This is a genomic window from Sphingomonas sp. (assembly GCF_025353885.1).
Lineage (GTDB): Bacteria > Pseudomonadota > Alphaproteobacteria > Sphingomonadales > Sphingomonadaceae > Sphingomonas_O.
This window is the reverse complement of record NZ_JANXNX010000005.1, coordinates 21,110-35,635: the sequence shown is the minus strand read 5'-3', so window position 1 is coordinate 35,635 and position 14,526 is coordinate 21,110. Positions and strand designations below refer to the sequence as shown.

Genomic DNA, 14,526 nt, shown 5'->3' with positions numbered 1-14,526 from the left:
TCATCATTTTCCACCCGATCGGTTCGTTACTGACACTTCCCCCGCGAGTTTGATAAACGCGCATACAGGGGTTGCCAGCAGTCGAGATTCCGACCGCGTGGACCTCTACGATACGGCTGTAACCATCGTAGCGGAGTTCAAGACATGAGTTGGCCGCAATCGCGGCACAGGGCACTTGCGTCATATGCACTATCCTTTATGTGCACATGCAATCACCTTGACCCTTCAGGAAAAGGGGAGTTAAATCCCCTCTGCGCCCCGTTTGATCCGCTGGCGATTGCACACCAGATTTAGCGGATCGATCCGACCCACTCCCCGGCAAGGGAGTGGGTCAAATCGTTTCGGGGATAATCTAGGTTAATTTTCAACTAAAAGCGAGTCACTTAGCGCGCTAAGTGCTATTTTGTTCTTTAGACGTTACCGCACCAATTCCCATAACAACCAGAACCCGCACTCGCCCTCTTTCGACCGAACGTGCCCCCGCTCGCGCAGCCCACGCAGGGCCGTAGCGCACCGCTTCGACATAAGGTTCAACATCTTCGCATCCGATGCGACGCCACGCTCTACAATCATCTGTGTGGCAATCTCGCGGGTCGTCATGGGCTGGCGGGCCATGCGCAGGATGTTCAGCATGATACGGGCCATATCGCCGCGCTTGCTCCAGTTCTCAGGCGGTCGCCACAGTTTGGGCGCGATACCCTCAATCACCAAATCAGGCGCAACAAGGCGCAACGTCGCGTCTATGTGCTCCAGATCGACCGCTAACGACCGCAGCCGTTCGTGCGCGTGGTGCATATCGCCCGCAAGCTGCGCGCGGCGCTTCACCAGCCCCTCAACCATGTAATCAGTCATGCGCCCTTATGCATTGCGGACGATGACAAAGGTAGTTAGATGTTGGTGCAACTGCTACATAATACCGCATATTTGGCGGAAGAGGTGGGATTCGAACCCACGGAGAGCTTGCACCCTCGCTGGTTTTCAAGACCAGTTCCTTAAACCACTCGGACACTCTTCCTGCCACAGGCGCATAGCGGCTCCGCGCCTGAGCGTGCAAGCCCCGCGATAAAGGGGATTCCCCACTCCGATGTCATGTGCCATGTTCTCCGTCATGAGGGGCAAATTCACCGTTGCGACCATGCTAGCGTTCGGCGCAGCGATGGTGCTGCCAATTTCGGCGCTGGGCGGCAGTCGGGCCATGGCTCAGGATAGCGCTGGCTTCGATGCTTACATGACGCAGCTCGCCGCGCAGGCAATGGCGCAGGGCGTTACGCGGCGGACGGTTGATGCAGTTATTCCCACGCTCAGCTTCAACCAACGGGTCGTCGAGCTCGACCGTGCCCAGCCAGGTGGCAATCCGGCTAGCCCGGCGTCAGCAATCCCAGCATTCGCTCCCTACCGCGCCAAGCACGTTGATGCGGCTCGGATCGCGCGTGGACGAATTAAATATCAGGCACTTCGAGGTGTTCTTGGTCGCGTGGAGCGAGAAACAGGTGTGCCCGAGTCTATCATGGTATCAATCTGGGGCAATGAGACCAACTATGGAGCCTATACTGGCGACTTCGACCTGCCGCGGTCGCTTGCCAGTCTTGCCTATGATGGTCGCCGCCGTGAATTGTTTGCCCAGGAATTTGTCGACTCATTAAAGATCATTGACCGTGGCATCGCCCGCGACACCATCAAGGGTAGTTGGGCAGGGGCAACCGGGCTCCCACAGTTTCTTCCGTCGATGTACTTGAAAGTTGCGCGGGACGGCGACGGCGACGGCCGGGTCGACATCTGGAACAGCGAAGCCGACGCGCTCGCTTCGATTGCAAATTATTTCGTGCAAGCTGGCTGGCGGCCCAATCAGCCTTGGGGCGTAGCCGTCAGCGTACCGGGTTCTCTCGATCGCCTCGCCCTTGCCGATCGGACCAGTTCGCCCCGATGTCCACGCGTCCACGATCGTCACACGCGCTGGCTGACTGTCGGGGAGTGGCGCTCTCTGGGTGTCACTCCGACCGGCCGCACGCTTCCAGATACGACCCTGGCATCGCTGCTGGAACCCGACGGCCCGGGCGCGACCGCCTATCTACTTACCGGCAACTACCGCGTGATACTCGACTATAATTGCTCCAATTTCTATGCGCTCTCGGTCGCATTGTTGTCCGATGCGGTTGCGGATTGAGCCGATAATAGCCGGCGTATTGCTGGCCAGCTGCGCCGCGGCCCCTGATTACCGCCCGGGTGTGGTCCATCGCTTCGTGTCGCCCCCGCTCTTTCGTGGCGTGTCAGCTCGCCCCTTGAAAATTGGCGTGTCCTATCAGGTCGCAGGACAGCGCTACACACCGGCAGACGCCAGAGATTATGAACAAGTCGGCCTTGCGAGCTGGTATGGCGAGGAATTGCGTGGTCGGCTGACAGCCAGCGGCGAGGCTTTCGACCCCGACGGCGCCAGCGCTGCGCACCCGACATTGCCGCTGCCAAGCTACATAGAAGTGACGTCCCTCGACACTGGTCGCACAATTTTGGTGCGTATCAACGACCGTGGGCCTTTTCATTCGAACCGGATCCTTGATCTCTCTATCGGGGCTGCCCGCCAGCTTGGCATGACTGGCCACGGCGCCCGCCCGATCCGGGTCCGCCGCGTCTATCCCGGGGAGGCGGACAAACTGGCCTTGCGTCAGGGACGTACACTACCCGAGCGGGCGCGCTCTACCGTTGGTCAACTGACCGACCTGCGCGGGCGAACCGATTGGCGGATGCCGGTGATAGCCAGCATCAGGCTGCCAGTCGGCGGCGGCCCTTTTTATCTCCAGGTCGCGAGCTTTTCATCCAAGTCACGCGCGCGATCGATGGCCAGCTACCTTCACGCCGATGTCTCGACCCTCGGGGAAATTCACCGTGTTCGGCTTGGTCCATACGAAACCGCACGCGAGGCAAACGCGGCGCTGGCACCGCTCGCGGCAAAAGGGTATCCCGGCGCCCGTATAGTCCAGTAATCTCCGTTTATTGTCTTGAGGTGTCATGAAGCGTTTTGCTCCCCCGTTGGTTTTCGCCCTCCTTGCCTGGCCTGCGACCGCCGCTGCACCGCCTTTCGATACGCCTGCGCCGGTTGCTTATATGATTGACCTGTCTTCGGACGCGGTACTGTATTCGAAGGACGCCGATCGCCGGATGCCGCCCGCTTCGATGGCAAAAATGATGACCGTCTACGTCGCGTTCGACATGATTAAGAAGGGCGAGCTAAAGCTCGACAAGCAGTTCAACGTCCGGCCAGAGACGTGGAAGAGATGGCATGGTCCTGCCGCCGGTTCGACGATGTTCCTTTCCACCGGCGAGAACGTAAGCGTCGATAATTTGCTGAAGGGGATCGTGACGCTGTCGGGGAACGACGCCTGCGTCGTGCTGGCGGAGGGTATCTCAGGCACTGAAGAGGCCTTTGTGCAGCGGATGAACCAGCAGGCCAAGCGGATCGGGCTACGGAATAGCCAGTTCGGCAATTCCAATGGCTGGCCCGACGAAGGGCGCACCTATGTCACGGCGCGCGACCTGGCCACTCTCGCCAAAGCTACGATCGAGGATTTCCCAGACCTGTACAAGCGCTTCTATTCGCTGAAAGAATTCACTTGGGGCAAGACGCTCGATTCTGGGACCGACATCACCCAGGCCAATCGCGACCCTTTGCTTGGTCGGGTTGCAGGAGCGGACGGATTGAAGACGGGCCATACCGACGAAGCAGGCTATGGCTTTACCGGCTCGGCTGAACAGGGCGGTCGCCGCCTGGTGATGGTGGTGGCCGGTCTGACCAGCTTCAACGCGCGTATATCTGAGTCCGTGAAATTCATGGACTGGGGTTTCCACGCCTGGACGACAAAGCCGTTGTTCACCAAGGGCAAGCACGTCGATGTTGCCGAGGTGCAAGAAGGTGCTGCGGCTACCGTTGGCCTTGTTGCGCCACGGAACTTGGCGGTCACTCTTCCGGGCGGGAGTGCCGGGAATATGCAGGTGAAGATAGTTTACAATGGCCCGATCAAGGCTCCGATCAAGGCAGGCGACCATATTGCCGATCTGGTCGTCACGACACCTGACACGCCGCCACAAACCATGCCACTCGTTGCCGAAACCGACGTTGCAGCAGCAGGCTTCTTTGGACGGATTTGGGCAGGGTTGAGGTCGCTCGTCGGGGCGTGAGAGGCCGTTTTATAACCCTTGAGGGCGGCGAGGGCGTCGGCAAATCGACGCAATTGGTGCGACTTGCCGAAGCCGTTCGGTCGCGTGGGCAGGAAGTTGTTACGACTCGGGAACCCGGTGGAACAACCGGCGCCGAAAACATCCGCGACCTGCTGATGACCGGAGCCGAAGATCGCTGGAGCGCGCGGACCGAAGCCTTGCTGTTCGCCGCCGCCCGTGCCGATCATGTGGAAAAACTGATAAATCCGGCGCTTAGACGTGGGGCATGGGTGATTTGCGATCGCTTCATCGATTCCACGCGCGCTTATCAGGGCGGTGCAGATGGGATTGAAGATGCCGACATCCTTATGCTTCACGGCATCGGCAGTGCTGGATTGCTTCCTGATCGAACGCTACTTTTGACATTGCCAGTCGCGCAGAGCAGCGCACGACTCCACAAACGCGATGGCGAAAAGACCGACCGCATGGGGGCACGTGACGCTGTTTACCACGCCAAGGTGACGTCACTTTTTGAGACACTTTCACATAACGATCTCGACCGTTTCCGGGTCATTGTGGCCGATGGAAACGAACAGATCGTCACGCAGAGATTGGTCGAGGCGCTGGAAGACTGGTTGTGAAAATCCACGGACACGATGCGCAAGTGACAGCGTTCCGCGCCGCCATGGACAGTCCGCGCATGCATCACGCATGGCTCCTTGCCGGGCCGCGCGGCGTGGGCAAGGGTAGTTTTGCATTGATGGCGGCGCGTCGTTTGCTGGCCGAAGCGTCGGGCAAGCCGGTCGCGCAAAGCAATCTGGACGTGGACGACGACCATCCGACCGCACATCTTATGAAGGCGGGCAGCCACCCCGATTTTCGCCAGTTGCAGCGGTTGCCGAACGACAAGGGCAATCTGGCTCGTAACATCACGATCGACCAGGTTCGCGCCTTGCGAACCCTATTTGCGACCGGAACGTCAATGGGCGAGCGCCGGGTCGTGGTGGTCGACTCGATCGACGACATGGAGCGTGGTGCGGCCAACGCCTTGCTCAAGAATCTCGAAGAACCGCCGGAAACCACAATATTCCTGCTGGTGAGCCATGCTCCAGGTCGACTGCTGCCAACGATTCGTTCGCGATGCCGGACGCTTATGTTTGGTCCTCTCTGCGATAAGGCGATGGCGTCTATCTTCGATGACCAACTCCCTAGCCTTGACCCGGCCGAGCGGATCTCACTGATATCGGGCGCAAACGGTATAGCGTCCGCCGCTTTGGCAGCGGCAAGTCTCGACCTGTCGGCCTTTGCGACCGCGCTTGAGGAACTTGCCTCCACCGGCGACCCGACCAATGCCGTGCGCAGCAAATTGGCCCAGTCACTGGCGCTGAAAGCCGCCTTGCCGCGCTACGAAGCCTTTCTGCAGCGCGTTCCAGGTTTCATCGCCGCCCGGGCGCGCACCAGTACCGGCATGGCGCTGGAAATAGCGCTGGATGCATGGGCACAGGCGCAAACCCTCAGCGCTATCGCTATTCCACAATCGTTGATCGCGGAAACGGTCGTGTTCGAAATGGCAGGTTATGTCGCCAGCCTTGCTCCGCAGCCTTCGACAACCCAGAGATAGCCGGGTAGGGGAGCGCTATGTCCGGCCAGCCCTATTACATCACCACCGCAATCAGCTATCCCAACGGCAAGCCACATATCGGCCATGCCTATGAAGCGATCGTGACCGACGCCATCGCGCGTTTTCACAGGCTGTCGGGACGGGACGTCTTTTTTCAGACCGGCACCGATGAACACGGCCTCAAGATGGTGCAGACAGCGCGCGACAAGGGTATCGAAGTGACGTCACTTTCAAATGAGATGTCGTCGCTTTTCAGGGAGATGTGTGATCTTCTTGAGATCAGCTACGATCGGTTTATCAGAACTACCGAGCCCGCCCATCATGCCGCAAGCCAGGCGCTGTGGAATGCAATGGAAGCCAGTGGCGATCTGTATCTCGGGCGTTACGAGGGCTGGTATTCGGTCCGCGACGAAGCCTTCTACGACGACAAGGAACTGATTGAAGATCCGGCCGGAGGTGAGGGGAAGCGCCTTTCGCCACAAGGGACGCCGGTTGAATGGACCGTCGAGGAAAGCTGGTTTTTCCGGCTTTCGAAATACGAGCAACCGCTGCTCGACCATTTCTCGGCCCATCCAGAATTCATTCGCCCGGAAAGCCGGCTCAACGAAGTTCTGCGGTTTGTCGAAGGTGGCTTGTCTGACCTTTCGGTTTCGCGGACGAGCTTCGACTGGGGTGTGAAAGTTCCCGGAGGTGGCGGGCACGTGATGTATGTCTGGGTCGACGCGCTGACAAATTATCTGACTGGCGTGGGATATCCCGACAACGACGTAGACTATGCCAAATTCTGGCCGGCGGACCTTCACGTGATCGGCAAGGACATCGTACGATTCCATACGGTGTATTGGCCAGCTTTCCTCCTGTCCGCCGGTATCGCCTTGCCGAAGCAGGTTTTCGGCCATGGGTTCCTGCTGGCCCGAGGCGGGGAAAAAATGTCGAAATCGCTCGGTAACGTTGTCGACCCTGTGGATCTCGTAGAGTTGTTTGGCGTCGATGCCCTACGATATTTCCTTCTCCGCGAAGTCAGTTTTGGTTCGGACGGGAGCTATTCTCCCGAAGCTATCGTGACCCGGGTAAATGCCGATCTTGCCAATAACTTCGGCAATCTCGCACAGCGCAGTCTTTCTATGATTGCCAAGAATTGTGAGGGGGTGGTGCCAAATCCTGGAGCCTCAACGCTGGCTGAACTTCAGCTGTTCGAAGCAATCACTGCCGCCGACAAAGCCGCATCTGCTGCAATGCACGGCTTGGCGTTAAACACCGCGCTCGAAGCAATCTGGCAGGGTATGAGCGCCGCCAACCTGTATTTTGCCGAACAGGCAGCTTGGACAGTTCGCAAAACCGATCCTACGCGTGCCGACACGATTCTTTATTTCACACTGGAAGCCGTTCGCCGACTGGCGATATTGGCTTCCTGGGCAATTCCAGGGGGTTGCGCAAAGATACTCACTCTCCTTGGCCAACCTGCTTCGCCAAGTTTTGCCGATCTTGACATCCCTATCAACCCCGGCACGCCTTTGCCCACTCCGGTCGGCGCGTTTCCACGGCTTGAACTGCCAGCCTGATGTTCATCGATTCGCATTGCCACCTGAACTACAAGGGATTGGTCGAGCAGCAGGCGGACGTCATTGCACGGGCGCGGGGGGCAGGCGTCGACGCGATGTTAAATATCTCGACGCGTCAATCGGAGTGGGATGCGGTCGTTGCCGTAGCTGAGCGCGAGCCTGATGTCTGGGCCTCGATCGGCATTCATCCGCACGAAGCCGATGGTCATGCCGATGTCGACACTCACAAATTGCTGGAGCGCGCGGAGCATCCGCGCGTCGTGGCGATCGGCGAAACAGGGCTGGATTATTATTACGATCATAGCGACCGGGATCAGCAGCAGACGAGTTTTCGAGCACATATCGCTGCTTCTCGCCAGACCGGACTGCCCCTGATCGTCCATACGCGCAGCGCGGAGGAGGACACTGCGACAATCCTGACCGAGGAAATGACAGCGGGTGTCTTTTCGGGTGTCATCCATTGTTTCACGGCGACCGACGCATTTGCGGAAATAGCGCTCAACCTCGGATTTTACATTTCAATCTCAGGAATCGTTACATTCAAGAATGCGAAAGCGCTGCAATCGACGGCAGCCAGAGTACCGAGCGAGCGATTGCTGATCGAAACGGATTCACCATTTCTGGCGCCCGTGCCACATCGAGGGAAACCTTGTGAACCCGCGTTCGTGGCGGATACCGCGCGGTTTCTGGCAAACATTCGCGGAATTGACGTTGAAGATCTGGCCCATGTCACTTCGACGAACTTCAGAACGCTTTTTTCAAAGGCAAGCGTCCCCCGCTCCTCGCGAGCAATATAATTTAACATAATACATATTATCGGACTTAAGTTTGCCTGAAATGTCGCGCCCTCTTGCTGCTATTGATCGACTGCTAATGATCATGGCCCGGCTTCGGGACCCTGCGAGGGGTTGTCCCTGGGACCTGGCTCAGGATTTCATGAGTATCGCCAGATACACGATCGAGGAAGCTTATGAGGTTGCAGACGCGTGCGAACGAAACGACCTTGCTGCGCTGAAGGATGAATTGGGCGACCTTTTGCTTCAAGTCGTTTTTCACGCGCAGATTGCCGATGACTTGGGCGCATTCACGTTTGCGGATGTCGCAAATGCGATATCAGAAAAGATGGAGCGACGTCATCCGCACGTCTTTGGTTCCGAAGTTGCGCGTGCCGACGGTCAAGCCCAGTGGGAAGCAGTAAAGGCTCTCGAGCGATCTTCTTCCGATGACCAGAGTGCGTTGGCCGGGGTTGCGATGGCACTCCCGGCGTTGATGAGAGCGGAAAAAATACAACGCAGGGCCGCGCGCGTCGGCTTCGACTGGTCCGACACCGATGGACCACGATCGAAAATTATTGAAGAACTTGCGGAGGTCGAAGCTGCCAATAGCGAAGATGAGCGAGAAGATGAAATTGGCGATCTGCTGTTTGCGGTGGTCAACCTCGCACGCCATCTGAACGTTGACAGCGAAGTGGCTCTGCGCCGGGCCAGCGGAAAGTTCGAACGCCGTTTCAGGGCAATCGAGACCGAGCCGAACTTTGCAATCCTCTCGCTGGAGCAGAAGGAAGCTTTATGGGCCGCCGCGAAAAGGGCTCAGCGCCCGCGGGATTGAAACCGGGCAAAGTCGTCTTCGCTCAGACGCACCGCGACCTCCAGCAGATCGTCGTTCAGCACCTCGCTCTCGACGGCACCATGAGCATGCAGCCACGCCATCCCAGCACCGTCATCGTTCGACAACTGGATATGGTGGAGCCGCTGGCCCGCGGTCAATTTGGCACCGATCAACGCCGTCAGTGCCGTCACCCCTTCCCCCGTGAGCGCCGATATTACCGCAACATCATCACGCCGCGCGGCTTCGCCTGCAATCGCAATCCGCGCTTCGTCGTCGACGCCGTCGATCTTGTTCCATGCCTCCAGCAAGGGGATGCCCCCTTCCCCGCTGATGCCGAGATCGTCCAGCACCGCTGCCACATCCTCTGCCTGCGCATCGCTGTCAGGATGGCTGAGATCGCGCACATGGACGATCAGGTCGGCGGAAATTACTTCCTCGAGAGTCGCCCGAAAAGCCGCAACAAGTTGCGTCGGAAGGTCGGAAACAAAGCCAACGGTATCGGATAGGATCGCCTTGGCCACACCAGGCAGCGATACTTCGCGCATCGTCGGGTCGAGTGTTGCGAACAACAGGTTCTCCGCCATCACAGCGCTGCCGGTCAGGCGATTGAAAAGAGTGGATTTACCGGCATTCGTATAACCTACAAGCGCGATGATCGGCCAAGGCGCGCGACGGCGGCGGTCGCGGTGCAGGCCGCGCGTCCTGACGACTTGTTCCAACTCACGTTTCAGGCGGGCCATGCGGTCGCGAATCAGGCGACGATCGGCCTCTATCTGGGTCTCGCCCGGCCCTCCGAGGAATCCAAAACCGCCTCGCTGACGTTCGAGATGGGTCCAACTGCGGACCAGTCGCCCGGCCTGATAATCCAGGTGCGCCAGTTCGACCTGCAATCGACCCTCCGCACTGGCCGCCCGCTCGCCGAATATCTCGAGGATCAACCCGGTCCGGTCGATCACTTTCGTCTTGGTATCCGTTTCCAGGTTGCGTTGCTGCACGGGGGTCAGTGCGCCGTCGACAATCAGCAGTTCTGCCTCATGTACTTGGACCCGCGCTGCCAGCTCTTGCACCTGGCCACTCCCGAACAAAGTCTTGGGCTTTGGCGCCCGCACGCGAACGGCAATTTTGTCGACGACATCGATGCCGATCGCCGCGGCCAAACCCGCCGCCTCTTCTAGACGGGCATCATTATCCCGTAAGCCGGTCGAATGACGATCCGGATAAACCACGATCGCCTTAGCCCCGCGCGCGAGACCTTCTTCTCTTTTAAGTTCGAAACTAGCCAAATCCCAGGCTTACGCCGCTTCCTCCACAGGCCCTTCCTCGGCCAGGTTAAGGGGATGGGCCGGTTGGACCGTCGAAACCGCATGTTTGTAGACAAGCTGCACCATACCGTCGCGCTGAAGCAACATACAGAACAGGTCATAGGCGGCGATTTCGCCCTGAAGCATGACGCCGTTGACCAGAAACATCGTCACAGGGTTACTCTGACGCCGCACCGCTGTCAGGAAAATATCCTGCAATTGCTTGGGCTTGGACGTGTCTTCTGCAAATGCCGCGGCAACGGGGGCGAGGTCCAGCGGGTTGGACGGCATCACCGTAGAGATCGCGTGTTTATAAATTAGCTGCGATTGCCCGTCGCGGCGGAGCAACACCGAAAAATTGTCAAACCAGGTAATGATACCCTGTAATTTCACGCCCTTGACGAGAAACATCGTGACCGGAGTTTTGGCCTTGCGAACAGAGTTAAGGAACAAGTCCTGCAGGTTGTTGGGCTTGTCAGCCATGGCTTTGCCTCGTTTGCTTTTGGCGGGATCGTAGGCCCGCTTTTGCGCCGATAGCACCGACGTTGTGCAGCGACCGCAAGCGGCCGATATCGCAACCTAACCCCGACTCGGGCTCTGCTGCAAGTGCTCACTCGTCGCCATCGGGCTTCAGGTCGGTAATGCCCAGAATTTTGAGCTTTCGGTGCAGCGCCGAACGCTCCATCCCGATGAAACTTGCGGTACGTGAGATGTTCCCCGAAAACCGCCGGATCTGGACCCGAAGATATTCGCGCTCGAATGTTTCGCGCGCTTCACGCAACGGTGCGCCCATCACCGAATTGCCGACCGCCCCCTGCCCCACGCCGGTGTCCTGGATGATCTCTGGCGGAAGCAGGTCAACATCGATCCGCGCGAGGCGATCGCCTGGAGCAAGGATAATCGTCCGTTCGACAATATTGCGAAGCTGGCGCACATTTCCAGGCCAGTCGAACGCCTGCAAGGCGGCCATCGCCTCTGCCGCGATCTCGGGCGTTGCAACCCGTCGGTCGGCCGCATAGCGTGCTGCAAAGTGGTCCACAAGTGCCGGAATGTCCTCACGACGGTCGGACAATGATGGCAAATGAACAGGCACCACATTCAGCCGGTAATATAGGTCTTCCCGGAAACGTCCCGCGGCAATTTCTTCAGCAAGGTTGCGCGAGGTTGCCGAAACAACCCGGACATCGACCCGAACGGTACGCGTGCCGCCGACCCTCACGAAGCTCTGCTCGGTCAGAACGCGAAGGATTTTCCCCTGCGTGGTCAGGGGCATGTCGGCGATTTCATCCAGGAACAATGTACCGCCGTGCGCACGTTCGAGCAGGCCCGGCCGCACCAGTTCGCCATTTTCCTCGACGCCAAACAACTCCTCCTCGGCACGCTCGGGCTCCATTCGTGCGGCGCTGACGACGATGAAAGGCGCGCCGGTGCGCGCTGACCAATTGTGCAACAGTCGCGCGGCGACCTCCTTTCCCACCCCGGCCAGTCCCGTGATCAGTACCCGGCTGCCGGTTGAGGCCACCCGCTTCAGGGTCGCTCGGACGCCGTTGATCGCGCTCGACGCGCCGTTCAATTCGTCGTCGCCGCCGACCCGCTCCTTTAGATGTTCGTTTTCGCGGCGCAGGCGGTCGGTCTCGGTGGCGCGTGCCACCATCATGATCAGCCGCTCGGCCTCGAATGGCTTTTCGATAAAGTCGACCGCGCCCCGACGGATCGCCGCGACTGCGGTGTCCAGATTGCCGTGCCCCGAAATAACGAGGACCGGCAACGACGGATCGCGCGCCTTGATCACGTCCAGCAAGTCGAGCCCGTCCAGCCGCGAACCCTGCAACCACACATCCAGCAGCACCAGCGAGGGCCTGCGCTCCGAAATAGCCGCCAGTGCGCCATCGCTATCCGCCGCCGTGCGCGCGGAATAACCTTCGTCCTCGAGCACGCCTGCAACCAGATCGCGAATGTCGCGCTCGTCGTCGACAATCAGAATATCCAGGGCCATCAGCTTCGTCCCGTTCGTAAAAGTTCAGTCGGCACCGGGTCGTCGGAACATTCCACAGGCTCGCCATCCTGGCGAAGCGGCTCCAGCAGGACAGTGTCGAAGTCCATCGACACGATCGTGCCCCCCCCAATCTGATCGGCAAAATTCATGGTCCCGAAATGCTCCTCGACAATCTTCTTCACGATGGCCAGACCCAGCCCCGTCCCCCCTGCGCGCGTCGTCATATAAGGTTCGACCAGCCTGCCACGCTCAGGCGGAAGGCCAATGCCACTATCGGCGACAGAAATTCGCACAATGTCGCCCGCTTGGGACAACGTCAGGGTAACAGTGCCCCCCGCTTCCTCGCCATCGGGCTGTTGCTGAATCGCCTCGACCGCATTCTTGACCACATTCGTGAGCGCCTGGCCAAGTTGCCGCCGGTCACACACCATGTTTGGTGCATCGTCGCCTGCAACCAAATCGAATTTGATCGTGGGATGTGCGACCTCGTGCAGGAACAGCGACTGGCGCGCAATATCGAGCAACGACTCTTGGCGAAACACCGGCTTGGGCATCCGGGCAAACGATGAAAACTCGTCCACCATCCGCCGCAAATCCCCCACCTGCCGAACGATGGTCTCGGTCAGCCTGATGAATGTGGCGGGGTCCGACGTGATTTCCTTGGCATAGCGCCGCTTCAGGCGCTCGGCGGCAAGCTGGATGGGCGTCAGCGGATTCTTGATCTCATGGGCAATCCGCCGTGCAACATCGGACCAGGCCGCGCGGCGCTGGTCGAGCAACTGCTCGGTAATGTCGTCGAACGTCAGGACATGCCCGCCCTCGTCCGCCACGATCTTGGCGGCAAGCGTCCGGGGTTCTGAACCTGAAGTCAGCTGGATGATCCCCTCGCGCTCACCACGTCCGAGCATGCCATCGAGTTCGGGTGCAATATCGAATAATTTGCGCCCGATCGCCGACGTGTCCCCAGTCGATAACAAAGTCTTGGCCGATACATTGAGCAACCGGATCGAACGCTCAGCATCGACCGAGACAACGCCGGCCGTCACGCCCGATAGCACCGCCTCGATCAAAGCGCGCCGCCGCTCGAGATCGCCGGTCTGCGCCTCTAGACGACCCGTCATGCGATTGAAGGCATTGGCGAGCGTGCCAACTTCGTCATGCGTCCGCGGCGTTGTCACCCGTGCCGTCAAATCCCCTGCGGCAACCCGGCGCGCGGCATCGACCAACTCCCCGACCGGGCGGACGAGACGGTCGGCGACGGTCAGCGCAATCCAAACGGCCAGCGCGACAATCAGCAACGCGATAATGAACAGGGCCGCATTGAACTGCAGTTGAAGCTTGCGCGATCGTTCCAGCAGGTCGCGATAATCACGCAACACGATCCGCGCGCGCTGGATTTGCGAGCCATAGGTCGGGTCGATCCGCGCCGCATACAGATAATTGTCGGTACCGATCGGCAGCTTTGTCAAAGCGCCGATGCCATTCGGACTTTCCACGACCACACTCATTTTGCCGCTTCTGACGGCGTTGACCATGTTAGACGTGATAAACTTGCCGATTTCCCGATCATACGGATTGACCAGCGCCAGCGAAGCAATTTCCTTGCCCGGTTGTGCGCGCAGGATCATCCCCTCGGTTAATTCGCGCTGGGCGAGCTGGCCAACGAGGTAATAGCCGAATTGGGGGTTATCCATCGAAACCTTCCCCAGCGCGTCGGCAAGATCACCCGACATTGCAACCGAATTTCGGGAAACGCGATCTTCTTCGCGCGCGTAGCTTTGCTTGGCGACCTCTGCCGCCCCTTCGAGCGTCCCGCGCGCATGATCCGAAAACCAGAAAGACACGCCGTATTGGAACAGCAACGATGCAAAAATGACGACGAGCAGCATTGGCACGCTGGCCAGCAGCGAGAAAATTCCGACAAGTCGGACATGCAGCTTGCCGCCCCCGCCGACGGGTGAACGTCGCGCTCTGCCCTTCGCTACGCGACGACCGATCAGCACCAGCAGCGCAATCGATGGTACCAGGTTTGCGACGAGAAGCAGTGCGACGAACGGCGGTGTCAGCAGCTTTTGTCCTGGCACTCCCCCGGTGAGCACTAGGGAGGTGATCGTAGCGATGACAGCGAGTCCCAGGATCGTGCCCAGCTCAACAAACGGCATCCACCGATGGCGGCGAAACCAGACATTAGCCCTACGTTGCCATTTCGAATTGCGCGCAATCGACATCGTGATAATGATATCACATCATCGTGGCTTATCAATCACACTTTAACGCAAGGATCGAGCG

Annotated in this window: 13 protein-coding genes and 1 tRNA gene; 8 read left to right on the top strand and 6 right to left on the bottom strand. The window is 59.1% G+C overall.

What is annotated here, in order from left to right; translation table 11 throughout:
• Nucleotides 1-417 precede the first annotated feature (417 nt).
• Together Q0R02_RS00435 and Q0R02_RS00430 are read right to left on the bottom strand one after the other, a co-directional pair.
• Nucleotides 418-852 carry a hypothetical protein gene (locus tag Q0R02_RS00435; RefSeq protein WP_293879845.1) on the bottom strand — a complete coding sequence of 145 codons (435 nt, stop codon included), beginning with the start codon at nucleotides 850-852 and terminating at the stop codon, nucleotides 418-420.
• A gap of 73 nt (nucleotides 853-925) precedes the next feature.
• Nucleotides 926-1,015 (bottom strand) — tRNA-Ser (locus Q0R02_RS00430).
• A gap of 141 nt (nucleotides 1,016-1,156) precedes the next feature.
• Between Q0R02_RS00430 and Q0R02_RS00425 the strand changes: the two genes are divergently transcribed.
• From Q0R02_RS00425 to mazG, 8 genes are all read left to right on the top strand, one after another.
• Nucleotides 1,157-2,164, top strand: coding sequence for a lytic transglycosylase domain-containing protein (locus tag Q0R02_RS00425; RefSeq protein ID WP_293879957.1), 1,008 nt, complete (start codon nucleotides 1,157-1,159; stop codon nucleotides 2,162-2,164).
• 127 nt (nucleotides 2,165-2,291) lie between these two features.
• Entirely contained in the window at nucleotides 2,292-2,978 is a 687-nt protein-coding gene (locus Q0R02_RS00420; RefSeq protein WP_293879843.1) for a septal ring lytic transglycosylase RlpA family protein, read from the top strand.
• A gap of 25 nt (nucleotides 2,979-3,003) precedes the next feature.
• Nucleotides 3,004-4,170: a D-alanyl-D-alanine carboxypeptidase family protein gene (locus Q0R02_RS00415; RefSeq protein WP_293879841.1), complete on the top strand. Its 1,167-nt coding sequence runs from the start codon at nucleotides 3,004-3,006 to the stop codon at nucleotides 4,168-4,170.
• On the top strand, nucleotides 4,167-4,790 hold the full coding sequence (gene tmk, locus Q0R02_RS00410) for a dTMP kinase (RefSeq protein WP_293879839.1): 624 nt from the start codon (nucleotides 4,167-4,169) through the stop codon (nucleotides 4,788-4,790). Before Q0R02_RS00415 ends, tmk begins: the two co-directional genes overlap by 4 nt.
• The gene (locus Q0R02_RS00405) at nucleotides 4,787-5,770 is read left to right on the top strand and encodes an AAA family ATPase (protein WP_293879837.1); all 984 of its coding nucleotides are present in this window, start codon (nucleotides 4,787-4,789) and stop codon (nucleotides 5,768-5,770) included. The genes tmk and Q0R02_RS00405 overlap by 4 nt, the downstream gene beginning before the upstream one ends.
• A 17-nt stretch (nucleotides 5,771-5,787) precedes the next feature.
• On the top strand, nucleotides 5,788-7,332 hold the full coding sequence (gene metG / locus Q0R02_RS00400; protein ID WP_293879835.1) for a methionine--tRNA ligase: 1,545 nt from the start codon (nucleotides 5,788-5,790) through the stop codon (nucleotides 7,330-7,332).
• Nucleotides 7,332-8,129 carry a TatD family hydrolase gene (locus Q0R02_RS00395; protein WP_293879833.1) on the top strand — a complete coding sequence of 266 codons (798 nt, stop codon included), beginning with the start codon at nucleotides 7,332-7,334 and terminating at the stop codon, nucleotides 8,127-8,129. Before metG ends, Q0R02_RS00395 begins: the two co-directional genes overlap by 1 nt.
• 40 nt (nucleotides 8,130-8,169) lie before the next feature.
• Complete coding sequence (gene mazG, locus Q0R02_RS00390) at nucleotides 8,170-8,940, top strand: nucleoside triphosphate pyrophosphohydrolase (protein ID WP_293879955.1); 771 nt, start codon at nucleotides 8,170-8,172, stop codon at nucleotides 8,938-8,940.
• On the opposite strand, the gene hflX is transcribed toward mazG, so the two are convergent.
• From hflX to Q0R02_RS00370, 4 genes are all read right to left on the bottom strand, one after another.
• The gene (hflX, locus tag Q0R02_RS00385) at nucleotides 8,922-10,223 is read right to left on the bottom strand and encodes a GTPase HflX (protein WP_293879831.1); all 1,302 of its coding nucleotides are present in this window, start codon (nucleotides 10,221-10,223) and stop codon (nucleotides 8,922-8,924) included. The genes mazG and hflX overlap by 19 nt on opposite strands.
• A gap of 9 nt (nucleotides 10,224-10,232) precedes the next feature.
• Entirely contained in the window at nucleotides 10,233-10,781 is a 549-nt protein-coding gene (hfq, locus tag Q0R02_RS00380; RefSeq protein WP_293879829.1) for an RNA chaperone Hfq, read from the bottom strand.
• Nucleotides 10,782-10,851: 70 nt separating this feature from the next.
• Complete coding sequence (locus Q0R02_RS00375; RefSeq protein WP_293879827.1) at nucleotides 10,852-12,237, bottom strand: sigma-54 dependent transcriptional regulator; 1,386 nt, start codon at nucleotides 12,235-12,237, stop codon at nucleotides 10,852-10,854.
• Nucleotides 12,237-14,399 (bottom strand): ATP-binding protein, encoded by a 2,163-nt coding sequence (locus tag Q0R02_RS00370; protein ID WP_293879825.1) that lies wholly within the window; start codon nucleotides 14,397-14,399, stop codon nucleotides 12,237-12,239. Before Q0R02_RS00370 ends, Q0R02_RS00375 begins: the two co-directional genes overlap by 1 nt.
• Nucleotides 14,400-14,526: the final 127 nt, after the last annotated feature.

What these genes read in the sequence shown, in the direction of transcription:
- Q0R02_RS00395 (WP_293879833.1), top strand. Translation starts at nt 7,332, where the DNA reads ATGTTCATCGATTCGCATTGCCACCTGAACTACAAGGGATTGGTCGAG.
- Q0R02_RS00370 (WP_293879825.1), bottom strand. Translation starts at nt 14,399, where the DNA reads ATGCCGTTTGTTGAGCTGGGCACGATCCTGGGACTCGCTGTCATCGCT.
- Q0R02_RS00425 (WP_293879957.1), top strand. Translation starts at nt 1,157, where the DNA reads ATGGTGCTGCCAATTTCGGCGCTGGGCGGCAGTCGGGCCATGGCTCAG.
- mazG (WP_293879955.1), top strand. Translation starts at nt 8,170, where the DNA reads ATGTCGCGCCCTCTTGCTGCTATTGATCGACTGCTAATGATCATGGCC.
- Q0R02_RS00415 (WP_293879841.1), top strand. Translation starts at nt 3,004, where the DNA reads ATGAAGCGTTTTGCTCCCCCGTTGGTTTTCGCCCTCCTTGCCTGGCCT.
- Q0R02_RS00435 (WP_293879845.1), bottom strand. Translation starts at nt 852, where the DNA reads ATGACTGATTACATGGTTGAGGGGCTGGTGAAGCGCCGCGCGCAGCTT.
- metG (WP_293879835.1), top strand. Translation starts at nt 5,788, where the DNA reads ATGTCCGGCCAGCCCTATTACATCACCACCGCAATCAGCTATCCCAAC.
- Q0R02_RS00375 (WP_293879827.1), bottom strand. Translation starts at nt 12,237, where the DNA reads ATGGCCCTGGATATTCTGATTGTCGACGACGAGCGCGACATTCGCGAT.